Source organism: Oceanobacillus sp. FSL W7-1293 (genome assembly GCF_037969815.1).
GTDB lineage: Bacteria > Bacillota > Bacilli > Bacillales > Amphibacillaceae > Oceanobacillus > Oceanobacillus oncorhynchi.
Genome location: NZ_CP150212.1, coordinates 1,418,130 through 1,443,998 on the forward strand (window position 1 = coordinate 1,418,130; position 25,869 = coordinate 1,443,998).

Consider the following 25,869-nt stretch of genomic DNA (forward strand, 5'->3'; position numbering starts at 1 on the left):
TAACTAAAGGGCTTGGTCTGTTTATTTCAGCCATCATATTTCCTGAATCAAAACAAATGAGGACGCGCATAAGCGGTTGGAAGAATAGCAATAATCATATTTCAAAATCCGTCAGGCACAGAAATAGGCTATTCATGTGTTAGATGAAAAATGAAAAAATCAAGGAGGAGAGAGCAACATGGAAAAAAAGATATTTATTCAAACAGGTACAGGAGTAGATTTGCATGGGCAGAACGTGAACCAAGCTTCAGAGCGTGCCATCAACAATGCGATTCAATCTAATTCAATGCCAGGTATTCAGGATGCTCTTCCTAATCAGGATTTAAATAATATGAAGGTAAATGTGAAATTAGGCATCCCTAGAGATTTGGAGGACTTGGATGAGGAAAGAATCAAAAAGTTAATACCATATGGCGATGTCTCGGTGGAAAAACTAGATGGAGGCTTGGCCTCGACAAATGGTATCTATCTAAGTGAGCAAGAGGATAAAAATGACCTGATGTATATTGTCAATGCCGTTGTGGAAGTAGGGTATTAATAAGAAAGGGAAGGAACCAGCGAAGGGTCCTTCCCTTTTTCAATCGGATAACTGTTTTAAAGCAATTATCAATCCTTCCTCGGGGCAATCCCTTTAATGAGCATCTCTGTCCATTCCTCGGTATAGGGAGCGATTTTCTCATAAATCTGCGGCTTGGAAATACCCTCTACAATTGCTTGGAAATAGAGCAGCAGAAATTCATCTGAATATTTTAAGTCCACTTTACCTTCTTTACGGCCTCGATGGAATAAATCTAATAGCATGCCGTAATTTACTTCATTAAATTTCTGCATCATTAAAGATAGGCCTTCCTCGTCCTTTTTCGTAAAGAAATCCATCATTCGCATATAAAATTGGTGATTGATTTTATCTAAATAGCTGATTTTATTTTGACTTAATGCAATCAGTGTTTCTTCAAAGGATTTATTTTCAGCTATGATTTCTTTGGCATCGGTAATTAATTGATTAATAAAGTCCTGGAAAACTTCACGAATCAGATTATCCTTGCTGCCAAAATACTTAAAAAGGGTAGCTTTTCCGACATTTGCATGCTTTGCGATTTCCTCCATGGTTACATTGCCGGCATCTGTATCTCCGTTTATCAGCTCAAAAGCTGCTTCTAAAATCTTTCGTTTCTTTTCCTCTGTTCTTTTTTCAAAACCATTCACATATATAACCTGCTTTCCGTTGAACATTCAATAAAATTTCTAAAAATGAACGTTTCTCTTCCTATTTATTATATCTATCTAATTATGAACTGGCAAATAAAAAATAGTATATATTATATTGACTTCATTCATAAAAAGGAATAATATTGAACTGTAAAATGGTTTTATGGTTTAAAACTTTTTATATAATGCATTATATTGAACTGTAATATGATCAATAGTTTTATTTGTGTTTTGAACGATTAAATAGGCGGAACTGGATAAAACAGCGTATGAAATGAAGGAGAGAAGGAGTGTCAGCCTTATGACAAAAATTGTGAAATTACAAGGCCTGCAAAAGAAGTTCGGTAAGTTTCAAGCGTTAAGTGATGTAACCTTCACGGTAGATGCGGGAGAAGTTGTTGGTTTTATCGGTCCTAACGGTGCTGGTAAATCTACGACGATTCGTGCTTTATTGGGAATTATTAAGCGGGATGCCGGGCAGGCAGAAATTTTTGGGAAGGACGTTTGGAAGGAAAGTCTGGAAATCCATAAACGTATTTCTTATGTGCCGGGAGATGTTGCGCTCTGGGGGAGTCTGACAGGCGGAGAAATCATTGACTTGTTTATGAAGCTGCATGGCGGCGGAGATAAGCAAAAACGTGATTATTTAATCAAACGTTTTGAACTGGATCCGAAGAAAAAGGCCAAGGGGTACTCCAAAGGGAACCGGCAAAAGGTTGGCTTGATCGCCGCTTTATCTGTAGATTCCGATTTATATATTTTTGATGAGCCGACTTCCGGGCTTGATCCGTTGATGGAAGCCGTTTTTCAGGAAGAGGTAGAAAAAATCAAGAAAGCAGGAAAGTCCATTTTGCTGTCTTCTCATATTTTGAGTGAGGTAGAGCGTTTAGCTGACAGGGTCGTTATTATTCGTCAAGGGGAGATTGTAGAGTCCGGGACATTGGATGAATTACGGCATTTGACACGCTCTGCTGTGACGTTATCGACAGAAGCGGATGTTTCGCAAATGGAATTTGTAGAGGGCGTCCATGATTTTACACAGAAAGATAACGAAGCTACCTTTTCTGCTGACAATAAATACATCAATGCTATTTTAACCGAGGCAACGAAGCTTGGTGTGAAGAAGTTTGAAGCGGTGCCGCCGACGCTTGAGGATTTATTTATGCGGCATTATGAGGGATAAAAGCTGACAGGGAGGTGAAAGGCAATGAAGGAAAAATTTGCACGTTGGGATACCTTGTTTTTACAGTATCTAAAGCGTGATTGGAAAAAGATTATTTTCTGGATTTTGGGAGTGGGTTTATTTTCAGGAGGCTTTGTTCCTGCGTTTGAAGAAATAGCAAAGGGGCAGGGGTTAATAGGAATGTATGAAACACTGCAAAACCCGGCAATGATCTCCATGGTCGGTCCCACACCAATTGAAACGGCAGCGGAGTATACCTTAGGCGCGATGTATGCGCATGAAATGTTATTATTCTGCGGATTGTTTGCGATGATTATGTCTGTCCTGCATATTGTAGGGCACACACGTAAGGAGGAGGACCTCGGACTGACGGAGCTTGTCCGTTCTTTTCAAATCGGGCGGCAGGCAAATTCGCTTGCGGCAATGGCAGAAGTGATTGTAATTAATGTGCTATTGGCGCTTGTTATCAGCAGCCTGTTACTGATTTTCGGTGCAGATACGATTTCTGTCCAAGGTTCCTTTTTATTTGGAAGTTCAGTTGGGATAGCTGGTGTGATTGGGGCAGGCATCGGACTGGTGATGGCACAAATCATGCCTGCTTCATCCAGCGCCACAGGGTCAGCGCTTGGTCTGGTTGGATTGCTCTATATTATTCGTGCTGGAACGGATGTATCGAATGTGGATTTATCCATGTTCAATCCGCTCGGCTGGACGTATTTAACGTATCCCTTTACAGAGAACAACTGGCTGCCGATTATTTTTGCCTTGATTTTTAATGCAGTGATGGTAATCCTTGCTTTTACACTGGAAGGCGGGCGTGATATGGGCGCGGGTTACCTGCCTGAAAGAGAAGGACGGGAGCATGCAAGACAGTCTCTATTATCGGTGCAGGGATTGTTTACCAAACTGAATAAGGGAGTCATTATTGGCTGGCTGATTGGCTTTGCAGTGATGGGCGCAGCGTACGGATCCATTTATGAGGATATGCAGACATTTCTTGAAAGTAATGAAATGATGGCGCAAATGTTTGCACAGTCAGGCGTTTCTATTGAAGAATCCTTTACAGGAACAATTATGATGGTCATGATGGTTTTGGTTTCTATTCTGCCAATCGTTATTGTGAATAAGCTTTTCGCGGAAGAGAGCCGTTTGCATTTAAGTCAGCTTCACGCTACAAAAGTCACGCGCGGTCAATTTTACTGGACGACAATCGGGTTAGCCGTTTTGGCAGGATTGATTGGAACGCTGCTGGCGGCCGGCGGTCTTGGAGGTACAGCTATCTCCGTTATGGGCGAAAATGCTGTGCTGGATATCGGAGATTTTCTGGCTGCGGGCTATAACTTCTTTCCATCCGTCTTATTCTTTACAGGACTTGCAGCATTAGCACTTGGATGGGCACCGAAGTTAGGGAAAATAATTTATGCGTATCTTGGTTATTCCTTTATCTTAAATTACTTTGGCGGTATTTTGGATTTACCGGGCTGGTTTTCGAAAACAGCCATCCAAAGCTGGATTCCGCAAATGCCGATGGACCGTTTTGATGCTCCCGTTTTTATTAGTTTAACAGGTATTAGTATTGCTTTAATGATAATTGGTTACCTCGGCTATAATAGGCGGGATATGATAGAAGGAGCTTAACCTCTAAAAAATTTATTTAATCTTTATAAGTCAATTTGTTCCATATACGAATGGGACGGATTGGCTTTTTGCCGTTTTGTAAAGTTTCTGTAAACTTTTTAGATGATGGATTGAATTGGTTACGTTCCAATGATAAATTAATAACGAAATACGATATCAGGCTTCGATATCAATACTTCAGGGGATGAATCAAATTGGAAGAAAAAATATTAAGAAAGCTATTTTTGGGATTTATTCAAATCCATATTCTGCATCATGCGATGGAACACCCGATTTTTGGTGTATGGATGCTGGATGAATTAAGGGAGCATGGATACAAGATAAGTCCAGGAACCTTATATCCGATTCTTCACTCGATGGAAAAGGATGGACTATTGAGTATGGAAGAACGTAATGCAGGCGGGAAAATAAGAAAATATTATACGGCTACCGATAAAGGGCGGACCGTGCTGGAGGAAGCTCGAGAGAAAGCATATGAACTGTTTAAAGAAATTAAAGACTGACAGGGAAGGGTGTACTGGGTGAATCATATTACAACATTAAAAGAGAAATTCAAACTGCTATTCGAAATTCTGCTTATTTCTACACGGCTGGGATTGACATCTTTTGGCGGACCGATTGCGCATCTTGGATATTTTCATGAGGCATATGTCCGGAAAAGAAAATGGATGGATGAAAAAAGTTACAGCGACTTAGTTGCACTGTGTCAGTTTTTACCTGGGCCAGCAAGCAGCCAAGTTGGTATTGGTATTGGTGTCATGCGCGGAGGCATCCTCGGGGGGATAATATCTTTTATTGGCTTTACGCTGCCTTCTGTCATAGCGTTGATTATTTTTGCTTTGATCTTACAAGGTTCAGCTATGGAAGAGACTGGCTGGATTCAAGGGTTAAAAATCGTAGCAGTTGTTGTTGTAGCGCATGCGATTTTAGGAATGGCTCAAAAATTGACACCGGATTTAAAGGGCAAATCCATTGCGCTGTTCGCGTTAGTTATCACTTTATTATGGCAAACAGCCTTTACTCAAGTTGGCGTTATTTTATTAGCAGGCCTCATTGGTTATTTGGTATATAAAAATCATGCTGAGAACGAAGAATCGAAATTCGTTTTTCCGATTTCCCGAAAGCTGGGGGGCATTTGTTTATCGCTTTTTTTCGGATTGCTTATTTTGCTTCCGATTTTAAAAGAAGTGACATCTCTGAATTGGATTGCTATGTTTGATAGTTTTTACCGCTCTGGTTCACTTGTTTTCGGCGGCGGACATGTTGTTTTGCCGTTGCTGGAGCGTGAATTTGTACTGACAGGCTGGATGGACGAAACCTCCTTTTTAGCCGGCTATGGGGCGGCACAGGCTGTGCCTGGACCATTATTTACATTTGCTGCATATATTGGCGCTGTTATTAACGGATGGACAGGCGGGATGTTGGCAACTGCAGCTATCTTTTTGCCGGCATTCTTATTGATTTTAGGTGCGCTGCCATTTTGGAATCAAATCCGTCAAAATCAAAAAATGAAGGGAGCCCTGATGGGAGTAAATGCAGCTGTCGTAGGGATTTTAATTTCGGCTTTTTATCATCCTATTTGGACAAGTGCTATCCTGGGTCCGATTGATTTTGCTTTTGCCGCTATCCTATTTAGTATGCTGGTCTATTGGAAGCTGCCGTCTTGGGTGATTGTTTTGACCGGAGCTATTGGGGGCTTACTTATATCGCTTCTATAATGTCTGCGGTGATTTTTTAATCTGTGTAATTAAACTTGAAAAAGAAAAAACACATCAAGCATGTCAGCTCGATGTGTTTTGATGTTTACCCTGGCCCCACCAGCCTGCTTTCTTGTAAATCATAATTACAACAGCAGTACCAAGCAAGAGAACGATTGGAATCACCCAAGTGAGTCCAAGTGCGAAAAGAATCGGAGCAAAAGTAACAATAATAATATCAACAGGCGCAACACCTACATATCCCAACGCATAGTCTTCCGGCGTCCGGCTTTTCAATTCCGGATCAACAATTCGTAAAAGGGCAAGCCCCATCGCAACTGTACCGGTGCTCCAGCCCCAGCCGAAAATAGATTTCTCCAGCCAGAAATCTCTGAATATATTTGGACCGACAAAACGGAAGAGAATATATGCCCAAAGTATTCCAAAGCCAAACAATAAAACCAGCGGCAATGCGTAATCCATCACGACGGTAATGTTGATCGAAGCAATACCAAAAGCAACCAGGAAATCAGTGGCTGTTCCGCCGATACGCTCCATTACGCGCCCGTCAATATATTTATCAGCCTTTAACTGCCGGCTGATGCCCTGAAAAACTAAGCCTAAAATAAAGGCGACACTGAATAGCGGTATGGACACAGCTGGTATTAATTCTGTCAATAAATTGGTTAACCAGTAAGATATGCCGATTAAAAAAGCGATAATTGCCAGATGCAGAACAAGCGGGTCAATCGAATTGGATGATACCGTTTCTTGTCCCATTGCAGAACGTTTGGAAGCCGGCATTAAACCAGATTTTAGTTCAGAAGGGAGATCCCTAAAGCTTGAAATAAATGTGGTATGTCCGTTTTCCGTACTGCGTTTAATAAGAAAAAGACCTCCTAAAACAGCAACCAGAATTCCTACAGTAGCAGAGGTCATGCCAAGATCCATTGCTTCTTCCCAGCCTGCATGCGCTAACCCTTCTCCTATAGCAGCTGCAGTACCATGTCCGCCTAGAAAACCTGCTCCTAAAATAAGTCCAAATCCATTAGGCAAGTCTCTGAAGACTGGGTTTAAAATAAGTAAAGCAAATAGGACACCTGCTCCCCACATGGATAATGTCAAGATGATGGAGTAGGAGAACATATCACGAACACGATGAAATACCTCTGATAATTGCACTTTCGCAGCTCCGATTGGAATTGCTCCAAAAATAACTGCAATCAGCAATGTAGGATAACTGCTGAATTGCTCCGAAAAGGGCAGAATCCCAACCCCGCTGGGACCAAATGCAAGTCCAAGAAATCCGGCAATCATGCTGGCCGGCAGAAATAAGGATTGAATCCATTTCACTTTTGCCCGTAAGATGGTTCCTGCTAATAGTAATCCTGAAATAATACTAATATCTATCATTAATGACCAAATTGTAAAGTTTTCCATTTCTAATAAAATTCCTCCTTCATCAATGTATATTGAAAAAAATAGTTAGGGTTTTGAGCGAAATGTACGTGAAAAGATGGTAAATTTTTTGAGGCAGTGAAATAATGTACAGATTTATTATTGTACCATATAAGCAAATATTTTCCATAGCTAACAGAAAAGAAAAAATCTCGATTAAAAGGTAATAAATGGTTCGAATAGTATGTGGTTTTGTCTTTGAAGTAAAAAGGAGAGAGCATTATTTAATTAGTGAGCACAGTGAAACAACCGTAACAACGTTTGCTTCAAAGTAGCGGGTGAAATAAATACAATTAGGAGGGAGGGCAGGCCGGTTAACTTCTTGAATTAACTTAACTGACTGGTTTTTACGATGGGGTGAGAAATAGCAATAGTTTTCGTCAGGACTGAAATCCCCCGTTCCAACGAAAACTATTGATTTCTTTTGGAACACACACTCGAACCGCTTATTGGGTATACATTTCATACAACTGGTTCAGTTTTTCTTCTAATTGTTCAAAACGGACAAAGCGATCCTCCCGGATATATTCTTTGCCATCTATAATCAAAAGCATGATAGGAACAGTAAAAATCAAGAACTTTTCTGCTACTTCTTCCACCTTGGAAGCGTCAATATGTCCCAGGTGGATAAGAGGGTAGTCATCCAGCATTTCGGTTAACTTGGGCAAAATGGCATGGCATACACTGCAATCCGGTCTGGAAACGAAAAGGAAGCTTAACGCATGATTTTTCAAAAATTCTTCTGCCATTTCTATGGTAGTCAGTTCGTATACCTTTTTCATACTGCACCTCCTTTGTCACGCTTTTTAGGACTTATACGTTTTCTAATATAATTCAATCAGGTTGATAAAACAAATGCTTTATTCAGTATATAATAAATTTCAATTTTTACGTTTTTATATTTCAATATTAGTGGGCGATTTGACCGCCATCAATCACATAGGTTTGAGCCATCACAAAGCTTGCTTTATCGGATGATAAGTAGAGCACGGTTTCTGCAATTTCATCTGGTGTTGCTGCCCGGTCTGCAGGAACGTTTCCTATCATTTCCTCACGTATTTCGGGATCTTCCAATTTCTCCTTAGCCAGTGGTGTTGCGGTGACTCCAGGTGCTACAGCATTAACGCGTATGCCTTTGTCCGCATATTCAATTCCGGCAGCCTTTGTTAACCCGACAACACCATGTTTAGCAGCAACATAAGGAGACATATCGGGATCAGCAATCAATCCGGCAACAGAAGCCGTATTGACAATACTTCCGCCGCCTGCTTTAACCATATATTCGAGCTCATACTTCAGGCAAAGGAAAACGCCTTTTAAGTCAACGGCAATCGTTTGGTCAAAATCTTCTTCTGTAGTATCAATAAAAGAAGCGATTTTAGGCAGAATCCCTGCATTGTTAAAGGCACAATCTATTTTCCCGAAGTGATCGGCTGTTTTTTCTACAAGTGATTTTACCTGATCAGCGTTACTTACATCTGTTTTAAAGAAAACAGCATCTCCGCCCTCGTCTTTAATTTGTTGAATGACTTTATCGCTATCTTCATTTATATCGCCAATCGCTATTTTTGCTCCGCGTTCTGCAAATTTTAACGCCGTCGCTTCTCCAATACCGGAAGCAGCTCCGGTAATTAATACAACCTTGCCTTCAAAATCTTTTTCCTGAGTCATACGTATCCTCCTCCAAAAATTCGTTAATCCTTTATAAATTCCCGTTTTTCTTTAAAGTTATGCATCGTTAAATGGAAGACTGTACCTGACATGCAAAACGCTTCCCCTGTAAAGACGGAGGAAGCGTTTTGTAATGCTGCTATAGGATTTTTCGCAAAGAATTAATTCTTTATTTTTTAGTAAGCTTTTCAATCTCTTCTTTGCTTAATTTTGTGATCTCTGCGATTTGGTTGATTGGCATTTTTATTGCCAGCAATTCTAAAGCTATTTCTTGATTTCGCTTTTTTATCCCTTCCTCTATTCCTTCTTGTTTTCCTTTCTCCAATCCTCTCTCAAAATAAGAATTTGGCAGTTGCAATACCACTTCTTTTTCCTCCTCTGGCAAGTTTTCCATTTGCTCCATCATTTGCGCTTCCTCCTCTTTGTTTAGTTTTAGATAAGTCTCGAAATAGCCATATAGAAACTCCATTTGCGCCGGGTTGATTTTCGTCCGGGTGATCATACGCAGAAACTCCAGCTTTACCTGAACCCGCTCATGCGCTTCATAGCCCATCTGACTGAGCAATGCTGCTGCGGCCGGGTTGTCTGATTGAATATATTCTTTCCAGTCTTTCTTGATTAGGTGTAATTGTAAAAAGTTAAATTGAAGGACGTCTTGGGTGGGGGTATCGATTCTGAATTGTGTCGGTTCTTCTTTCTCCCTATTATAACTCAAAACAGCAATGGGTTGAATGGGTTTGCGGTGTTTGGCGTAAAGGTAAGAAAAATAGAGAAACATTCTTTCGGGGAAGTCCGCTTCATGCGTTGATTGGGCTTCGGTATGAATATGGAGTTTTGTCTTGGTGGTTTAGCTTTACTGCTGCGAGAACGTCAATTTCTTTCTTGCGGCCATTGATGTAGTCCAGATACACTTCTTGTTCGAGGAAGGTGACCTTGGAGAAATCAATGTGAGGGTGGAGATTGGGGAAAAATGCTTCGATAAACTCTTCAAAAAACTCTTGTATCAGCTTCTTCGTCAGCCGATCATGCTTCATGTAGTCTGCTTCTTCTTCGTAAATAACCGGGAATGTAAACAATAGAACACTTCCTTTCTTTGAATTGTCTTTATTTTACCAATCATTTAAAAATAAAGCTAGTTTTATTTTAGATGATTTTCAGCTAAACCGTAATAAACCTTCATTTCAGCAGTACTCTCGCAAGTCCCGTAAAATGAAGGTTTTCATTATATATAACACCTATAGTTTTTATTTTATTATCGATAACAGTTCGGAAAATTACTATGCAAGTTTCATTGCAGGCCATTATATTTTCCGCTCCAACAGCATCGCAGTCAATTCATACAAGGTCTCTTTATAATCTCCGTCCGGCAGTTTATTTAAGGATTTTAATGCCTTGTCTGTATACTTCAGGGCAAGCCGCCTGGATTTTTCTATGCCTTTTGTTTTTTCGACAATAGCTAGTATCTCCATTAATTCATCATCTGTTAAATCAGCTTTCTTATCTAAATAAGGATGTAATGGCTCTGGCTGTTCACGTAATGCGTAAATCAGCGGCAGGGTATACACGCCTTGACGAATATCTGCCAGCGTAGGTTTTCGCACGGTGTTGAAATCACCTTTAAAGTCTAATATGTCATCGATAATCTGAAAGGCCATGCCAATATAATGCCCCATATTCCAGGCGAGCATGGTCTGCCTCCGAGTTGCTTGACTGGTCACTGCTCCTGAATAGCAGCTGACAGCAAAGAGCTGCGCGGTTTTTCCGGAAATACGTGTTAAGTAATCTTTGATGCTGGCTCCCTTTTGGTAGCGCGCATGGAGCTGATCCAGTTCCCCTGTGAGAATCTTTTCCATACTGCGCGCATTAAACTCAAGATGTGCTAATGTGCGGGCATATTTAGATAAAATAGTAAAACAGACGCAAAATAAATAATCACCGGAATAGATGGCAAATTGATTGCCCTGCTGGGTGTGGATGGTTGGATTTCCGTGACGGAAGTCTGCTTCATCAATGACATCATCATGAATCAGAGTGGCCATATGCAAGGTTTCCAGTGCCGCGGCAACGGCTATCGACCTTTCTTTTTCCTGATATGTTACGTCCCCAATCTGAGAACATAGAAGCGTATAGGCAGGACGCAATAATTTTCCTCCTGAATAGACTAAATCTTTAATGGTAGCTTCGATTTGCTTATCGTGGATTTGCAGGTGAGATTCAATCACCTGTAAAACGGATTGTAAATCAGATTGTAACCGGGGATAGGGCTCCCACATTGGATGAACAGGAATAGCTGGAATCGCCATTATGATAACCTCCATTTAACGAACATAAGGATTTTTCTTCAGCCAAAACTATGATACTCGATTGGGATGTGTATATTTCATTTCTTGCAGGTCCCGGTAATAGTGCAGTTTTTCTACGTGATTCAATAAATAATTAGCTGCCAGACCCATGGCAATACCTGATAAAATGCCGAAAAAAGATAAAACAGGGAGGTAGAGAAGAACGGTCCATGTTTGGGCAATCCAGCTGGCAATCGTTAATTGTCCAATATTATGCAGAATAGCGCCGGCTACGCTGACTCCAATCAAGCTGATTCGAGACGGCCCGAGCTTTTTTACTCCACACATGCCGATAAAGCTTAAAATGGCGCCTGCTGCACTATACATAAAGGAGGACAGCGTACCGCCCAGCAGGGTAGCAAGGATAATCCGTATCATCACAACCTTGGACGCATCTTTTGTAGAGAGCGTATATAAGGCCATGCACGTAATAATATTCGCTAAACCGATTTTTGCACCTGGAGCGATGGCAAAAGGGGAGGGGACGGCTCTTTCTACTAAACTGATAATGACTGCCTGCGCAGCTAATAACGCAATGTATACAAGACGCTGGTTATTTGTCATCGCCAGACCCTCCCAATCTATTTCCGAACGTGTATATAAGCTGCTCAAAATTGATTTAAGAGCTGATAATCATATCTTCTGTTTCCCCGCTGTCTGATTGAATCTCAACTACAAGCTTATGAGGCAGGCAGACGATGGTCTGTCCCGGTCTGGAAATATAGCCGGTTCGAACACAGATTTGGTCAGAGCAGGTAGCGCTTTTGATATGAATGCGTTCATTGTCTACTTCAATAATGTTATTGTCATGATCGGATATCTCAATCTCAATTTCTCTGGTTTCAGTATTCCCTGTCAGCTGGATTTCTTCTACAATTTCATTATCTACTGTAATCACCGCAACGTTTACTGAATCTTCTTCAGCATATTGTGACTGTTGTAAAACAAAGATGCCAACAGGGAGAAAAGATAGAAGAACCAGCAGGATAACAAGAATAACATCCCAAGGTTTCAGCATATGATAGAAATCCCTCATGCCCATTTCCCTCCTTATGGCTCATTCAGTAAACAGTGATTCATCTCCTCGGCAAAAGCCGGGTTGCCCGATGTTTTTATTCACGATCTTTATAGATAGCCCGCTCTTTTCCATACCAGAACCTTCCCAGTGTTCTTTGCAGCCATGGAACAGCCCAGTAATCTAAACCAATGGAACGTCCAGAGCCATTCATTAAGGCAATGGAAGCAGGGAGTGCCCAGATTTGATCCCAGCCGAGCATCGCGGATAAAGTAAACATCATCAGGAATCCGGCACTTGCAGCACTGGCTAGCCAAGTGAAAAGGCCGAATACAATAGCAAGGCCGATGAATAATTCAATGAAAGTCATAACCTTCTGCATAAAGATAGCGACTTCCGGTGTTGGCAGCATAATCTGCATAAACCATTCAAAAATACCCGGCATATCACTTAAAATAGGAGTAGCCCATTCTGCACCGCCATCTACCGCTTCACTTGCGCTGCTGGTGGTTGTTTGCAGCCATTCAAACGGCATGTTCACGCTATTTCCGGTCAGCCAGGAATCTTCTCCGAGTCCCTGAAATAATCGTGAAATACCTGCAGAACCCGAGGTGACTTCACTCCAAACAGATTCTCCCCAAATTTTAGAGGCTGCTTCATCGAGCCAAAAACCGCCGACAAATAATCGCAATGGCAAGCTCCACAAAACATTTCCATATCTGGTAATTGTATCTCTGAAAATATTGCGCTTATCCTTTGTTTGGAAAAATTCATGCATAATATAATGAAACATATAATAGCCGCTTCGTATCCCGAAGAAATAATAAAGATTAACCAAGTGCTTCATCAGATTAGCCAGCCAGCCGCTTAAACGCAGCCCCATTAAATTCGCAACACCATATCTGGCTCCGATGGAAACCATCGTGCCATGGTATTTCCCTTCAAACGCTTCTTTTTGCCCGTTATCGATTTCCGCAATAATGGATTTAGCTGCTGTCACACCAGTTTGTTCGGCCGCTTCGACAATTTGCGGTGTCGGCTTGCCTTCCTCTTCTTCAAAATAGGCTAAGTCGCCAATAACATAGACGTTCTCTAAGTTTTCTGCTTCCATATATTCATTCACTTTTAGTCGTCCTGCTCTGGCAGTCGGGATGCCGTAATCCTCTGTATCCGAATTTGCCTTGACCCCGGCTGTCCAAATCAATGTGTGTGTGGAAAGTGTTTCCCCTGATTTAAATACGACGCTGTCCTCTTTTACTTCAACGATTGGTGAGTTTTTAAGCAAGGTAACGCCTTTTTTATTTAAATACTTTTCAGCTTTATCCGCACTTTTCCGGTCCAGCATATTTAAAATAGAGGAGGCTGCTTCGACTACATACAGCTGAATTTCTTCTTCGTCCAGTTTATTTTCCTTTGCTAAACGGTATTTCCACTCGATAAGCTCTCCAATCATTTCAATACCGGTAAAGCCGGAACCGCAAACTGTAAAGGTGAGCATGGCACGGCGTTTTTCCGGGTCATGTTCTAATGCTGCCTGTTTGACGACATCCTCTAAATGATGCCGGATGCGAATGGCGTCCTCCCAGGACCAGAGGGTAAAGCCCTTCTCTTTTACACCTGGTGTACCAAAGTCGTTTGCTTCGCCGCCCATCCCGAGAATAAGGTAGTCATAAGCGAATTCACCGTGTTCCGTGGTGACGGTCTTCGCATCATGATCGACGTTGGTAACATTGTCTGTGACGAGTTTCACTTTGGTACGGTTAAATAATTTTCGTAAATCAAATTGAATAGCAGATGGTTCTACACGGTGTGCAGCTACTTCGTGTAATTCTGTCATCATGGTGTGGTAGGAATGTCGATCTATCAGAGTAATAGAAACAGAATCATCACGTTTGTATTTTTTGGCCAGCTTCTTAGCTGCATGCACTCCTGCGTAGCCAGCGCCAATAATAACAATATTTTTCTCCGCCATTGTATTCACTCCTTTGTAATCAAAATAGATAATATTAACTTTGTGAACCGTTGAACAATTTCATTCTAACATATTCATAAAAAAAGTCTATAGGTTTGATAAATAGTTCACAAATTAAAGATAAAATATCAAATAATCAGGTGTGTCATTTTCATGACAAAATCATTGATAATCATAGATTTGTTTGTGGTTTTTATAGACATCATACGAAATAAATTATACAATAAACATGTAATATTTGTGAAATTATTCACAATTAAAATTGTGTAAATAATTGTGAATTAAATCACATGAAAATAATTATTATGGTGTTTATTAACATTCACAAGGGCGAGGGAGGTATGAAAATGAAGAAACAAATTGGTATCTCACTGATGCTGCTGATGCTGATTATTGCAGGCTGTTCTAAAAATGCCGATTCATCAAGCGATGCGTCATCATTAACCAGCAATCCATATAGTGAGACAGAATTTTTACTGGGAACAGTTATCACGATAAAGGTGTATGACGAGGATAAAGAGCCGGTGTTAGATAAGGTGTTTGACCGAATTGAAGTATTGGAACAGCAAATGACTGCCAATGAAGCTGGGTCGGAAGTGGCTGAAATCAATGAACAGGCCGGAAAAGACCCTGTCGAGGTGTCAGAGGATGTATGGCAGGTGATTAAGCAAGGAAAGGATTACAGTGAATTGGCAGAGGGTTCCTTTGATATTGCTGTCGGTCCATTAACCAGCCTTTGGAATATCGGGATGGATGATGCAAGAAAACCGTTGCAGGAGGAAATTGATGACATACTGCCGTTGATTGATTATGAAAAAATAGAACTCGATGAAGCAGAGCAAAGCGTGATGCTGACAGAACCCAGTATGCGGTTAGACCTGGGAGCAATTGCGAAAGGTTATATTGCTGATGAAGTAGTAGAACTGTTAGAGGAGGAAGGGGTCACCACTGCTGTGGTTGATTTAGGAGGCAATATATATGTCATGGGAAATCAGACCTCAGGCGACCCTTGGGTCGTCGGTGTCCAAAATCCATTCTTGCCGATGGGAGAAACTGTTGGCAGATTGACTGCTTCGAATCAGTCTATTGTCACTTCCGGTATTTATGAACGTTTTTTAGAAGTGGAGGGAGAAATCTATCATCATTTATTAAATCCGCAGACCGGCTATCCGTTTGAAGGAGAGCTGGCCAGTGTTTCTGTTATCAGTGAGCTTTCGATTGACGGGGATGCACTTTCTACACTGCTATTTTCAAAAGGATTAGAGGAGGGCTTAGAATTTATTCAGAATAGGCAGGATGCAGAAGCTATCTTTGTGACAAAGGACAAAAATGTTTATATCACTGATGGATTAGCCGGCAATTTTGAACTGACAGATGAGGAATTTACGTTAATAGAATAGGTGAGGGGAGCGGGCTATGATGACATTGCCTACGTTTTTAAAGCTGGTAGAAATTCGCACCAAATTAGCTAGTTTATTTCCGTTTTTAATTGGACTATTATTTGTTATCTATCGTTATGACATGTTTGAACCGCTAAATACAGCTATTTTCTTTAGTGCCATGCTGCTGTTTGATTTAACCACTACGGCAATTAATAATTATATGGATTATAAGAAGGCGCTAAGTGAGGACTACCGCAGAGAATCTAATATTATCGGACAGGAGAATATCCCTGAAAAGAGAGTTGTGGCAACGATTATTACCATGCTGGCGATAGCCTCTTTCTTAGGGATTTGGCTGGTATTTCGTACGGATTTATTTGTATTGGTTATTGGCATGCTTTGTTTCGCCATTGGTATCTTTTATACATTCGGACCGATCCCGCTATCCCGTATGCCGCTTGGCGAGGTGTTTTCCGGTGTGACGATGGGATTTGGCATTACGTTTCTAGCTATCTATGTCAATGCCGCTAATCAGGGAATAGCCCATTTAGGCTGGACCGGACGCATGATTACGTTTGAAATGGATGTCCTGCTGCTGCTGGAGATTTTCCTGGTCTCGCTCCCCTGTATACTGACCATTGCGAATATCATGCTGGCAAATAATATCTGCGATCTGGAAGAGGATATTGCCAATAAACGTTTTACCCTTCCTTATTATATCGGCAGAAAGCATGCTTTGTTATTATTCCATCTGCTCTATGTACTCACATTTGCAGCGATTGTAACCGCTGTGCTGCTTCAGGTGCTGCCTGTCTATGCCTTGCTTGTATGCCTGGTGCTGATTCCAATCACGAAAAGCATCAGACGGTTTAGACAAAAGCAGAGTAAGCTGGAAACTTTTCCATTATCTTTGAAAAATATGATGCTCGTAAATGGGACCATGGCAATTACCTTGCTTGTCTCCGTCATTTTGTAATCTTAGAGAGAGGGGTGGAGAAATGTCAACGCCTTGTGTCAACGTAGAAAATGTCTTTTTTCATTATAACTTGCAAAAGCAGGAGGAAACGATAGCAGACCTTTCCTTTACCGCAGAGCGAGGAGAGTGGCTGGCTGTTGTCGGACATAATGGTTCGGGAAAATCAACCTTAGCCAGTTTGCTGGTCGGTCTGCGCACACCATCCTCAGGAAGCATTTATATTAATGGAATCGAGCTGACAGAGGAATCTAAATGGGAGATTCGCAGCCATATCGGATTAGTATTTCAAAACCCGGAAAATCAATTTATTGGAACAACTGTTAAAGACGATGTAGCCTTCGCTTTGGAAAATCAACATATGTCCTATGATGACATGAAACAGCGGGTAGAACATGCGTTAGAAATGGTTGGAATGAGCCGCTATGCAGATTACGACCCTTCCCGCTTATCCGGAGGGCAAAAGCAGCGCGTCGCTATTGCCGGACTTTTAGCGTTACAGCCTGCCATTATTGTATTAGACGAAGCCATGGTGATGCTTGACCCGAAAAGCAGACAGGAATTCATGCATTTTTTACATGACTTGCGAAAACAGCAGCAGCTGACTATTATTTCGATAACCCATGATATGAATGAAGCAGAAGCCGCGGATAGAATGCTGGTTTTAAAGAAAGGCAGAGTGAGGGAAATAGACAGACCTGCCCAAATTTTTCAAAGAGAGGATTGGCTGGATGTTCCCTTTATAGAAGCATTGAGAAGAAAATTAAAAGAACGGGGCAGTGCCGTACCAGACCAATATATGACAGAGCAGGAAATGGTGCGATGGCTATGCAGATAAATCTAGAGGAAGTAACCGCAGATTACCAAGCAGGGCCGATTCGCAGCCCGGAAATATTAAAGTCGATTAGTACAACGATAAAGTCAGGCTCCTTTACAGCTGTGGTCGGCCAGACCGGTTCCGGAAAATCAAGCTTATTGAAGCTGATGAATGGATTGCTCCTTCCGAAAAAAGGGGAGGTAGCTGTCGGCGAAATAATAATTACGCTGGAAAATGCGAAGCAATCCGTAAAAGAAGCACGCCGAAAAGTGGGGATGGTTTTTCAATTCCCAGAATCCCAGCTGTTTGCAGAAACGGTGGAAAAAGATATTATGTTTGGACCGATGAATTTTGGAGTGCCTGAAGCAGAGGCGAAGGAGATTGCTCTAGAGGTTATTGAGCGTGTCGGCTTAGATGCATCGATTTTGTCGAAGTCACCATTCTCTTTGTCCGGCGGTCAAAAACGGTATGTGGCGATGGCGGGAATATTGGCCATGCGTCCAGATATTCTTGTTTTAGATGAACCTGGTGCCGGGCTGGATCCAAAAGGAAAGAAAGAAGTGATGGACCTGATCCATGCCTGGCATAAAGAGCGCGGGTTAACAACGTTGCTGGTTACCCATGATATGGATGATGCAGCTTATTATGCAGACGAAGTTATCGTGATGGAGGAAGGCAGAATAGTTTTTCAGGGGGAGCCTGAGCGACTATTTGCTGATGTACCAGCGATTCATCAATGGGGACTGGAATTGCCGCAGGCCAGGAAGCTGCAGGTAAAGCTGGAGCAGGAAGCGGGCGTTATCTTGCCGCAGATTTGTCTGACGCTGGATCAGCTGGCAGATGCTTTAATAGAGGCGGGATTAGCATGAACAAATTAATCTTAGGGCGTTATTTCCCTGGCGATTCGCTGCTTCATCGTATTGATCCCAGAGCTAAACTAATCGCAGGGATTTCGTTTATTTTTATCTTATTTATTGCCAACAATTGGCTCACCTATCTGGTGCTGTGGCTTTTTACCTTTACAATGACGAAAATTTCCGGAGTCTCCCTCCGCATCTATATTCGCGGTGTGCGACCATTGATATGGCTGATTTTATTTACGGTGCTGCTACAGGTAATGTTTACGGCAGGGGGAGAAATATATATCGATTGGGGACCAATTACCATTTCATCCTTTGGTTTAATCAATGGGGTATACATTTTCAGCCGCTTTACCATGATTATTTTTGTATCGACGGTCATTACATTAACCACGAAGCCAATTGATTTGACAGATGCGATTAATTATCTGCTCCAGCCCTTGAAACGGCTCAAACTGCCGGTCGACGAAATCTCACTCATGCTGTCGATAGCGCTTCGTTTTATTCCTATTTTACTGGATGAAACACAGAAAGTGCTGGATGCGCAGCGTGCCAGAGGTATCGTATTTGGCGAAGGGTCACTGCTTCAGCAGATGAAGAAAATCGTTCCGATGTTTGTTCCATTGTTCGTCAGTTCCCTGGTCAGGGCAGAGGATATGGCAAACGCGATGGAGGTAAGAGGTTACCAGTCCAATCAACCAAGATCCTCCTTTCGACGCTTGCATTGGCGGAAGGGAGATACGTTCACTCTTTTTACCATGGTGCTGCTGTCGGTTATCCTGATCGTATTACGGACAGAGGGGCATCACTTTCATTGATAGATGGATTGGTGTCATTTATAGAAAAGAAGGTTACACGAAAACGTCTCTTCTCTGATTTTTGAACAGGGAGGAGACGGTATGATGGAATAAAGAAAAAACGTAATAAGAACGGCAGATTTTTCTACATATTTAAAAGAGCGGACAAGCTTTGACTTGGCCGCTCTTTTAGCGAGGTATCTGTTTATTTAATTTGAATCGGGGAGGGGACAGGACGCATCCTGTCAAAGCCTTGCTATTTTTATTCGATTTCGCCTGTTACTTCTCCATCAATGGTTGCGGAGCTTTCTGCTTCTTCATTTGCAAATTGTAAATTTCCATCAATGGTTGCTGTTTCATCCAGCATAAAGCCGTTTGCTTCGACAATTACGTCACCTTCCAGAGTACCGCCTTGAAAATTCAAGTTTTCACTCTGTACGGTCATGCTGGGAACGGTAATCGTAAATGAATCTGTAATGTTATGGTCTTCATCTTGTGTATATGGAGCAATTTTACGATAAATATCACTGGATTCATCATCTTTATCGTAGAATTCACCGGCAACCACAACATCCTCATCTATGGCGATATCATCCAGTGTAGCGATAATCCAAGTTCCATCCTCGCTGACTGCGTTGACAAAGGCGTCGGGCTGATCAACCAGGGATGCGGTTGTGACGACATCTTCTTCTGTTTCTTCTGTTTCCTCCGTATCGTTTGTTGCATTTTCGTCTGTCTGCTCCTCTTCGTCAGCACCGCATGCGGCCAAAAATCCCACTAACAATAGGGACAAAAAGGACATAAATATAAGCTTGAATCTCATCATAAAACCTCCTAAGTGTTGTTTTGTGATTATCTTCACAATAAGTATATCATAGAATATAGAGGTATTTCGTGAAGTATTTGTGAAATAATGAACATGATGAATAGAAAGTGTGACAAATTTAAATCAATGAAGTAAAAAGAGGTTGTATGTATAAGCTGCCTTCGTATAATGCTTCGTGTAAACGACTAAAAGGAGAGGAATTGGAAAAGGAATGGCATCATAAATTTTGAATCTGTTATTTTGCAAAAACCATCCTCCCATGTTATTATACGTTTAAATATAAGTAAGTTTATAAGAATTATATAATTAAAGTGAAGGAGTGCATATAATGAGTAATGTTCCATTCATTGTAACAACAGACTGGCTTGAGGAAAGATTGGACGATTCAAAACTGAGATTAGTAGATGCAACCACTTTTTTAAAATTGCCGACAAGCGGTTATTATGATATTTGGTCGGGGAAAGAGGCGTATCAAAAAGGGCATATTCCAGGTGCTGTTTTTGCTGATTTATTAGAAGATTTATCCGATGCGAATGCGGAATATGCTTTTACTCTCCCGCCAAGAGAGGAATTTATTAAAAAAATCACTGAATTAGGTGTCGGCGATGAAGATACGTATGTCGTCGTTTATGACCAAGGTGCGCAAGTAGAGAGTCCTGTTGTTGCTTCAGACTGGGCATCCCGTTTAGCTTGGCAGCTGCGCTATGAAGGTCTGGAAAATGTTGCAGTGCTTGATGGCGGCTTTCCAAAGTGGAAAAAAGAAGGCAGACCGGTAACCACAGAGGCAGGCTCCTATCCAAAAGCAAGCTTTAGCGGTGAGCGAAAACCCGAATTGTTTGTTAACAAGGAAGAGGTAAAACAAGCGATAGATGATGACAATGTTATTATTATCAACAGCTTAAATGAAGCTGCTCATAAAGGCGAAGTAAATACGTATGGCCGTCCAGGACATATTCCAGGAAGTGTAAACGTCTTTTTTGGAGATCATTCTGACTCCGAAACATTAGAGCTTTACGATGATGAGAAAATCCGGGAAACGTTTGAGAAAGCAGGAGCCCTTGACCCTGATAAGAAGGTGATTACCTATTGCGGCAGCGGGATTGCAGCTACCTGGAATTCGACGCTGTTAAACAAGCTTGGTCAGCATAATGTTGCCGTGTATGATGGCTCTCTGACGGAATGGGCAAGTGATCCTGACCTTCCGCTGGAAACAGATAAATAAATAGAAATGACATATCAAAGCGTCTCTGCATAGAAGTTACAGCAGAGGCGCTTTCTTAAGATAATTTGATAAAGCTGTAACCCCCTATTTTGGCTATGGCATCAAGATCATTTCATATTTTAAAAACGGTATATGTTTGATTAACCATTTATTATCCCTTAATTCTTCTTGTATTACATAAAATATCTAAAATAATCAATCCGTTTAATTGAGAATTATTATCATTTATTGTATATTAATTAGTAAAGGTAAATATAATGGAGGAGAATATATTATGCAAATATACTGGACGAAAATAAATGATATTATTGAAGAAACGCCTGAGGTTAAAACATATATGCTTGACTGTCCCGAAGGCTTTACATGGGAAGAAGGATCCCATACGCACTTTGCGCTGGAAGGATTTAATGCTGGAGAGAAACCCAATCGCAGCTTGATTCGCCATATGTCTATCGCTACATTACCGCATGAGAATTCCATCGGGATCACAACACGCATTAAAGAGCAGTGCTCTGAGTTTAAAGAGATTTTAAGAAATATGGAAGTCGGTCAAGAGGTTGCTATATTTAAAACGCATTCGAATGTACCACTAAAAAGAGAAGACAAAAATGTTTACTTGCTGTCGGCAGGTGTCGGTCTGGCAACCTTTAGACCGCTTGTACTCGATTATTTTGAACGCGCAGATAATGTGAATCAAATTCATTCTCTGAACATCGATTCATCAAGAGATTTCTTGTTCACGCCTATTTTTGAATCTGCACCTGACAAGAAGTTCACATCACAGTTCGTCGATAACCGTAAAGACTATTATGAAGAAGTGAAAAACCTTGCAGCTGATAAAGAGGGACTCTTCTATGTTGTCGGCAGTGACGAATTTCTACAGCAGAATATTGACGTGCTTCTAGAGCAGGGAATCAAGCCGGAGCAGATTATGCTTGATAAACATAAACAACAGCTGCCTGCATTTTTAACACTGGATGTATCCATGTAGGCAAGTCAGTTCTAGTTGATAAATAAGAAAGAACGGCCGTTTTCAGACGTATTGCTGAGCTAATAAATGATTTATTTGGTTTATTACGAAGGAAAACGTAACCTGATGTGACACAACCTGTTTTTACAAATCCTCCGAAGAATTGGCAGGAGATAGAAGAGCTTAAATCATTTTATAAACGACAGGAGAAAAATTCGGCTAAAAACCCCTCTAATGGACAAAATAGAATGAAACAAAGCAGGAGGGGTATGAATGCAGAAAAATCAGGATAAGCAATTTACAGCAGCTGGGACAAATATTGAAGCAGTAAAAAAGGCAAATCAAAATTCAGGTATGTCTTATAATGAAGTCAAGGAATTCCTAGCTAAAACAACGGAAGGTCACGGCACGGAAATATACAGTGATACCGATTTGGAAGATGTAAGCGCGCAGAATCAGCAATCTCAAAAAAACAGTAAATAATAATGAGGAAGCATCTGCTTTTTAGCAGGTGCTTTCCTGTTTCTTCTGCTATAATAATGAATCAATGAAAATCAAGTAAAATAGCAATATCTTATCCTTTGTTTTAAAAAGAAAGAGGAGGGTATCTTCAAGGTTTATCTCTCAAATGTTTGATATTTTCATAAAAAGGGAAAAGATGTATTAATTCATATCGCCGCTTCACCGAAAATATAAAGAAAAATCAGAAATAGTGTATGTGAAAACAATTGTTTAAGGATATGTTCACTTGGCTTTTTTCGATGAGAGCGGTGAAGAGACTAACCATTTAAGATGGAAAGTAAACTCTTTTGCATCTTGGATTTATCACGAAGAACCGTCTGTAAAACTCCCGCCTCAAAATAAAGAGAGAGAATAAATTTATTTAGGCGGGAGATCAGGGGAGCTAATTCCCTGAATCACTTAAGCTTATTCAGTGGGAGAATAAGGGAAACAGACTTCATTCTCCCACTGAATGAAGTTTCGTTTTATCATTTTTTTCAAAAAAATGATATGATAATTCTACGGTAATTGGAACAGGAGGAAACAACATGAGAGAAACAATCGATAAAAATGCCTCATTGCGAAATGATGTCAATATGCTTGGAAACATATTAGGAGAAGTTTTGAAGTTACATGGAGGTACAGCATTATTTGATAAGGTAGAATCGATTCGGGAAATGACGAAAAGTATCCGAAATGAGCATGATGAAGATACATATCAAACGTTAAAAAGAGAAATCAGCAATTTAAAACCGCCTTTACGTCAGCAGGTCATCCGTGCTTTTTCTATCTATTTTCATTTGATTAATATTGCGGAGCAAAATCACCGGATCAGGCGTAAACGCCAGTATCTGCTGGATGAGGAGAGCAGCCAGTCTTTTTCTATTGAAAAAGCAGTATCCAAAGTCAAAGAAAGCACCCTTACCAATGAAGGAATTCAAGAGATACTTGATGAATTATCCATTGAACTGGTTATGACTGCACATCCGACAGAGGCAACGAAGCGGACAGTGCTGGAAATTCAGAAACGCATATCTGCGCATCTGCGGACACTGGACAATCCACAGACTTCACAAAGAGAGAAAGCAGATGTGGAAGAAAGTCTGTTTAATGAAATTACTGCTTTGTGGCATACCAATGAGCTGAGACAAAGGAAGCCGGGAGTATTGGATGAAGTAAAAAATGGTCTTTATTATTTTGACCAAACATTATTTGAAACATTACCCGATGTCTTTCAAGAAATGGAAACACAGCTGCAGAAGCAAATTCCAGAAGGAAACTGGGAAGTGCCAAATTTCATTCATTTTGGCTCCTGGATTGGAGGAGACAGGGATGGTAATCCGAATGTAACTCCAGAAATCACTTGGCAGACATTGGAAATGCAGAGGGAATTGATTTTGAAAAAATATGAAGCTTCTATCGTTGAGCTGATGAGACGATTTAGCCAATCAAGCCAGCGGATATCTATTAATCAGCAATTTATTGATAGAATGGAAAAAGAAGAGACCAGCTATTTAAATGAGAACGATAAATGGCCAATTAAGTCAGAAGTATATCGACGTAAATTTGCCATTATTCTAAAACGTTTGCGTGAAACAGGGAAAACGTCACAGGGTTATGATTCTCCAGAAGAGCTGGTTCATAATCTTAAAGAAATCAAGGAAAGTGCTGAAGCGCATTTGCCAAAGACGAAAAAGCTGAAAACGATTCGAAAGGTCATCCGGCAAGTAGAGATGTTTGGTTTTCACTTAGCTACATTGGATGTACGAAATCATAGTGGAGAGCACGAAACAGCCATTCATGAGATTTTAAAAGCTGTTCATGTTACCGATGATTATGCTGCGCTTGCAGAAGAAGATAAACAAAAAGTGTTGTGTGAGGTTTTAAATGATCCGAGGCCTCTGTTGCTTTTCGATGGCGGTTATTCTAAAGAAACACTGGATATTTTGAAAGTGTTCAGAACGATTAAAAAAGCCCATGAGGAATTTGGTAAACGGGCGATTGAAGTCTATTTAATCAGCATGTCAGAATCACCGAGCGATCTCTTGGAAGTGCTGGTGCTTGCCAAAGAAACCGGGATTTATCGTCTTTATCCAGATGGAACGGCGGAAAGTGATCTTGATGTCGCTCCATTACTGGAAACAATCGACGATTTGATTGCAGGTCCGGATATTATGAAGACCTTGTTTGAAACAGAGGTATATCAGAAACAATTAAAAGCACGCGGGCAACATCAGGAAATTATGCTTGGTTATTCAGATGGAAGCAAAGACGGCGGTACGTTAAGTGCTAACTGGAACCTGTTTAAAGCACAGGAGGAAATCCATAATATAGCAAGACAATACCAAATTCGTCTGAAATTCTTCCATGGCCGCGGCGGTTCGCTTGGCCGTGGAGGCGGTTCATTGAGTACCAGCATCCTTTCCCAGCCTGCGGAGACTTTAGAGGATGGCGTGAAAATCACAGAGCAGGGAGAAGTGCTTTCTTCCAGATATCTTCTTGAAGATATTGCTTACCGAAATTTAGAGCAGGCAGCCTCTGCTTTATTTACAAGGTCCGCCAAGGTTTCAAATACACCGGATCAAGAAGAACTGCGTCAAAAAGAATGGGAAATCACAATGGAATCTATTTCCAAAAAATCATTGAAAAAATATCAATCGCTGGTGTTTGGTGACCCGGATTTTCTAGCATTTTTTAATCAGGCGACGCCTTTAACGGAATTAGGCGCTTTAAATATTGGCTCGCGGCCGATGAGCAGGAAGAACAGCCAGCGTTTTGAAGACTTGCGGGCGATTCCATGGGTGTTTGCGTGGACACAATCCAGGTACATGCTGCCTGCATGGTATGCAGCGGGCACAGGTCTGCAAGCTTTCATTGAGGAAGATGCCAGTCATTTAGAAGCTTTACAAACGATGTATAAAGAATGGCCTTTCTTCAAAGTAACGATTAATAATTTACAAATGGCATTGATGAAAGCAGATATGAAAACTGCTGAAGAATATCTGGAATTAGTTGAGGATTCGGAGACTGCAAAACGAATTTATGAGGATATCGCTGATGAATATGAACGTACAAAAATGGCGCTGCTGGATATTTCCGGTAATGAGGAGCTGCTCAGCCACACGCCAAATATACAAGGTTCTGTTCACCTTCGTAATCCTTATGTCGATCCGCTTAATTTCCTGCAGGTGGATTTAATCCAGAAGTTGAGAGAAACAGATAATCCTTCTGAAGATTTGGTAACCGAGGTGTTACTGACAATCAATGGGGTAGCTGCAGGATTGGTGAATACGGGCTGATGGAAGAATAGAAAACACTTTTAAATGAAAAAGCCAA

The 25,869-nt window shown here is 41.1% G+C and carries 25 protein-coding genes; 14 read left to right on the forward strand and 11 right to left on the reverse strand.

Going from position 1 to position 25,869, the window contains the following annotated elements; all coding sequences use genetic code 11:
• Window positions 1-178 precede the first annotated feature (178 nt).
• Complete coding sequence (locus MKY65_RS07125) at window positions 179-538, forward strand: Lin0512 family protein (protein ID WP_339183566.1); 360 nt, start codon at window positions 179-181, stop codon at window positions 536-538.
• A 68-nt stretch (window positions 539-606) separates the two neighbouring features.
• Here MKY65_RS07125 and MKY65_RS07130 read toward each other — a convergent pair whose 3' ends face one another.
• On the reverse strand, window positions 607-1,206 hold the full coding sequence (locus MKY65_RS07130) for a TetR/AcrR family transcriptional regulator (protein ID WP_339183568.1): 600 nt from the start codon (window positions 1,204-1,206) through the stop codon (window positions 607-609).
• Between the two features lie 304 nt (window positions 1,207-1,510).
• Here MKY65_RS07130 and MKY65_RS07135 point away from each other — a divergent pair, with 304 nt between their 5' ends.
• From MKY65_RS07135 to MKY65_RS07150, 4 genes are all read left to right on the forward strand, one after another.
• Window positions 1,511-2,392 carry an ABC transporter ATP-binding protein gene (locus MKY65_RS07135; RefSeq protein WP_339183570.1) on the forward strand — a complete coding sequence of 294 codons (882 nt, stop codon included), beginning with the start codon at window positions 1,511-1,513 and terminating at the stop codon, window positions 2,390-2,392.
• 24 nt (window positions 2,393-2,416) lie between these two features.
• Window positions 2,417-4,030, forward strand: coding sequence for a tetronasin resistance protein (locus tag MKY65_RS07140; RefSeq protein WP_339183572.1), 1,614 nt, complete (start codon window positions 2,417-2,419; stop codon window positions 4,028-4,030).
• Between the two features lie 194 nt (window positions 4,031-4,224).
• Window positions 4,225-4,533: a PadR family transcriptional regulator gene (locus MKY65_RS07145; RefSeq protein WP_042532745.1), complete on the forward strand. Its 309-nt coding sequence runs from the start codon at window positions 4,225-4,227 to the stop codon at window positions 4,531-4,533.
• Between the two features lie 18 nt (window positions 4,534-4,551).
• A complete protein-coding gene (locus tag MKY65_RS07150; protein WP_339183574.1) occupies window positions 4,552-5,748 on the forward strand; it encodes a chromate transporter in 1,197 nt (398 codons plus the stop codon).
• A 63-nt stretch (window positions 5,749-5,811) separates the two neighbouring features.
• Here the strand turns inward: MKY65_RS07150 and MKY65_RS07155 are convergent, their stop codons facing one another.
• From MKY65_RS07155 to MKY65_RS07195, 9 genes are all read right to left on the reverse strand, one after another.
• Window positions 5,812-7,167, reverse strand: coding sequence for a sodium:glutamate symporter (locus MKY65_RS07155; RefSeq protein ID WP_339183576.1), 1,356 nt, complete (start codon window positions 7,165-7,167; stop codon window positions 5,812-5,814).
• 464 nt (window positions 7,168-7,631) lie between these two features.
• Window positions 7,632-7,967, reverse strand: a complete 336-nt coding sequence (locus MKY65_RS07160; protein WP_339183578.1) for a thioredoxin family protein — start codon at window positions 7,965-7,967, stop codon at window positions 7,632-7,634.
• Between the two features lie 127 nt (window positions 7,968-8,094).
• Entirely contained in the window at window positions 8,095-8,856 is a 762-nt protein-coding gene (locus MKY65_RS07165; RefSeq protein ID WP_339183580.1) for a glucose 1-dehydrogenase, read from the reverse strand.
• A gap of 169 nt (window positions 8,857-9,025) precedes the next feature.
• Window positions 9,026-9,634 (reverse strand): hypothetical protein, encoded by a 609-nt coding sequence (locus tag MKY65_RS07170; RefSeq protein WP_339183582.1) that lies wholly within the window; start codon window positions 9,632-9,634, stop codon window positions 9,026-9,028.
• 19 nt (window positions 9,635-9,653) lie between these two features.
• A complete protein-coding gene (locus tag MKY65_RS07175; RefSeq protein WP_339183584.1) occupies window positions 9,654-9,932 on the reverse strand; it encodes a hypothetical protein in 279 nt (92 codons plus the stop codon).
• Window positions 9,933-10,157: 225 nt separating this feature from the next.
• Window positions 10,158-11,144, reverse strand: coding sequence for a polyprenyl synthetase family protein (locus MKY65_RS07180; RefSeq protein WP_339185154.1), 987 nt, complete (start codon window positions 11,142-11,144; stop codon window positions 10,158-10,160).
• 63 nt (window positions 11,145-11,207) lie between these two features.
• Window positions 11,208-11,762, reverse strand: a complete 555-nt coding sequence (locus tag MKY65_RS07185) for a Gx transporter family protein (RefSeq protein WP_339183586.1) — start codon at window positions 11,760-11,762, stop codon at window positions 11,208-11,210.
• A 55-nt stretch (window positions 11,763-11,817) separates the two neighbouring features.
• On the reverse strand, window positions 11,818-12,234 hold the full coding sequence (locus tag MKY65_RS07190; RefSeq protein ID WP_339183588.1) for a NusG domain II-containing protein: 417 nt from the start codon (window positions 12,232-12,234) through the stop codon (window positions 11,818-11,820).
• A gap of 76 nt (window positions 12,235-12,310) precedes the next feature.
• On the reverse strand, window positions 12,311-14,185 hold the full coding sequence (locus tag MKY65_RS07195; RefSeq protein WP_339183590.1) for an FAD-dependent oxidoreductase: 1,875 nt from the start codon (window positions 14,183-14,185) through the stop codon (window positions 12,311-12,313).
• A 347-nt stretch (window positions 14,186-14,532) separates the two neighbouring features.
• On the opposite strand from MKY65_RS07195, the gene MKY65_RS07200 reads away from it, so the two are divergent.
• From MKY65_RS07200 to MKY65_RS07220, 5 genes are read left to right on the forward strand one after another with little or no spacing between them, the layout of a single operon-like run.
• Window positions 14,533-15,585 carry an FAD:protein FMN transferase gene (locus MKY65_RS07200; RefSeq protein WP_339183592.1) on the forward strand — a complete coding sequence of 351 codons (1,053 nt, stop codon included), beginning with the start codon at window positions 14,533-14,535 and terminating at the stop codon, window positions 15,583-15,585.
• A 19-nt stretch (window positions 15,586-15,604) separates the two neighbouring features.
• Window positions 15,605-16,543 (forward strand): 1,4-dihydroxy-2-naphthoate polyprenyltransferase, encoded by a 939-nt coding sequence (gene menA, locus MKY65_RS07205; RefSeq protein ID WP_339185155.1) that lies wholly within the window; start codon window positions 15,605-15,607, stop codon window positions 16,541-16,543.
• Between the two features lie 22 nt (window positions 16,544-16,565).
• Window positions 16,566-17,378: an energy-coupling factor transporter ATPase gene (locus MKY65_RS07210; RefSeq protein WP_339183595.1), complete on the forward strand. Its 813-nt coding sequence runs from the start codon at window positions 16,566-16,568 to the stop codon at window positions 17,376-17,378.
• Window positions 17,363-18,226, forward strand: a complete 864-nt coding sequence (locus MKY65_RS07215) for an energy-coupling factor transporter ATPase (RefSeq protein WP_339183598.1) — start codon at window positions 17,363-17,365, stop codon at window positions 18,224-18,226. Before MKY65_RS07210 ends, MKY65_RS07215 begins: the two co-directional genes overlap by 16 nt.
• Window positions 18,223-19,035 carry an energy-coupling factor transporter transmembrane component T gene (locus tag MKY65_RS07220; protein WP_339183599.1) on the forward strand — a complete coding sequence of 271 codons (813 nt, stop codon included), beginning with the start codon at window positions 18,223-18,225 and terminating at the stop codon, window positions 19,033-19,035. Before MKY65_RS07215 ends, MKY65_RS07220 begins: the two co-directional genes overlap by 4 nt.
• Before the next feature lie 241 nt (window positions 19,036-19,276).
• On the opposite strand, the gene MKY65_RS07225 is transcribed toward MKY65_RS07220, so the two are convergent.
• Entirely contained in the window at window positions 19,277-19,840 is a 564-nt protein-coding gene (locus MKY65_RS07225) for a hypothetical protein (RefSeq protein ID WP_339183600.1), read from the reverse strand.
• 328 nt (window positions 19,841-20,168) lie between these two features.
• Here MKY65_RS07225 and MKY65_RS07230 point away from each other — a divergent pair, with 328 nt between their 5' ends.
• From MKY65_RS07230 to ppc, 4 genes are all read left to right on the forward strand, one after another.
• Window positions 20,169-21,062: a sulfurtransferase gene (locus MKY65_RS07230; RefSeq protein ID WP_339183601.1), complete on the forward strand. Its 894-nt coding sequence runs from the start codon at window positions 20,169-20,171 to the stop codon at window positions 21,060-21,062.
• A 274-nt stretch (window positions 21,063-21,336) separates the two neighbouring features.
• Entirely contained in the window at window positions 21,337-22,053 is a 717-nt protein-coding gene (locus MKY65_RS07235) for a dihydropteridine reductase (RefSeq protein ID WP_339183603.1), read from the forward strand.
• Between the two features lie 252 nt (window positions 22,054-22,305).
• Window positions 22,306-22,515: a gamma-type small acid-soluble spore protein gene (locus MKY65_RS07240; protein ID WP_339183604.1), complete on the forward strand. Its 210-nt coding sequence runs from the start codon at window positions 22,306-22,308 to the stop codon at window positions 22,513-22,515.
• Window positions 22,516-23,081: 566 nt separating this feature from the next.
• Window positions 23,082-25,832, forward strand: a complete 2,751-nt coding sequence (gene ppc / locus MKY65_RS07245) for a phosphoenolpyruvate carboxylase (protein WP_339183606.1) — start codon at window positions 23,082-23,084, stop codon at window positions 25,830-25,832.
• Window positions 25,833-25,869: the final 37 nt, after the last annotated feature.

Coding starts and splice junctions, on each gene's coding strand:
- MKY65_RS07165 (WP_339183580.1), bottom strand. CDS start 8,856: ATGACTCAGGAAAAAGATTTTGAAGGCAAGGTTGTATTAATTACCGGA.
- MKY65_RS07220 (WP_339183599.1), top strand. CDS start 18,223: ATGAACAAATTAATCTTAGGGCGTTATTTCCCTGGCGATTCGCTGCTT.
- MKY65_RS07235 (WP_339183603.1), top strand. CDS start 21,337: ATGCAAATATACTGGACGAAAATAAATGATATTATTGAAGAAACGCCT.
- ppc (WP_339183606.1), top strand. CDS start 23,082: ATGAGAGAAACAATCGATAAAAATGCCTCATTGCGAAATGATGTCAAT.
- MKY65_RS07140 (WP_339183572.1), top strand. CDS start 2,417: ATGAAGGAAAAATTTGCACGTTGGGATACCTTGTTTTTACAGTATCTA.
- MKY65_RS07225 (WP_339183600.1), bottom strand. CDS start 19,840: ATGATGAGATTCAAGCTTATATTTATGTCCTTTTTGTCCCTATTGTTA.
- MKY65_RS07230 (WP_339183601.1), top strand. CDS start 20,169: ATGAGTAATGTTCCATTCATTGTAACAACAGACTGGCTTGAGGAAAGA.
- MKY65_RS07170 (WP_339183582.1), bottom strand. CDS start 9,634: ATGTTTCTCTATTTTTCTTACCTTTACGCCAAACACCGCAAACCCATT.
- MKY65_RS07185 (WP_339183586.1), bottom strand. CDS start 11,762: ATGACAAATAACCAGCGTCTTGTATACATTGCGTTATTAGCTGCGCAG.
- MKY65_RS07215 (WP_339183598.1), top strand. CDS start 17,363: ATGGCTATGCAGATAAATCTAGAGGAAGTAACCGCAGATTACCAAGCA.
- MKY65_RS07125 (WP_339183566.1), top strand. CDS start 179: ATGGAAAAAAAGATATTTATTCAAACAGGTACAGGAGTAGATTTGCAT.
- MKY65_RS07210 (WP_339183595.1), top strand. CDS start 16,566: ATGTCAACGCCTTGTGTCAACGTAGAAAATGTCTTTTTTCATTATAAC.
- MKY65_RS07160 (WP_339183578.1), bottom strand. CDS start 7,967: ATGAAAAAGGTATACGAACTGACTACCATAGAAATGGCAGAAGAATTT.
- MKY65_RS07195 (WP_339183590.1), bottom strand. CDS start 14,185: ATGGCGGAGAAAAATATTGTTATTATTGGCGCTGGCTACGCAGGAGTG.
- menA (WP_339185155.1), top strand. CDS start 15,605: ATGACATTGCCTACGTTTTTAAAGCTGGTAGAAATTCGCACCAAATTA.
- MKY65_RS07200 (WP_339183592.1), top strand. CDS start 14,533: ATGAAGAAACAAATTGGTATCTCACTGATGCTGCTGATGCTGATTATT.
- MKY65_RS07240 (WP_339183604.1), top strand. CDS start 22,306: ATGCAGAAAAATCAGGATAAGCAATTTACAGCAGCTGGGACAAATATT.
- MKY65_RS07135 (WP_339183570.1), top strand. CDS start 1,511: ATGACAAAAATTGTGAAATTACAAGGCCTGCAAAAGAAGTTCGGTAAG.
- MKY65_RS07190 (WP_339183588.1), bottom strand. CDS start 12,234: ATGAGGGATTTCTATCATATGCTGAAACCTTGGGATGTTATTCTTGTT.
- MKY65_RS07155 (WP_339183576.1), bottom strand. CDS start 7,167: ATGGAAAACTTTACAATTTGGTCATTAATGATAGATATTAGTATTATT.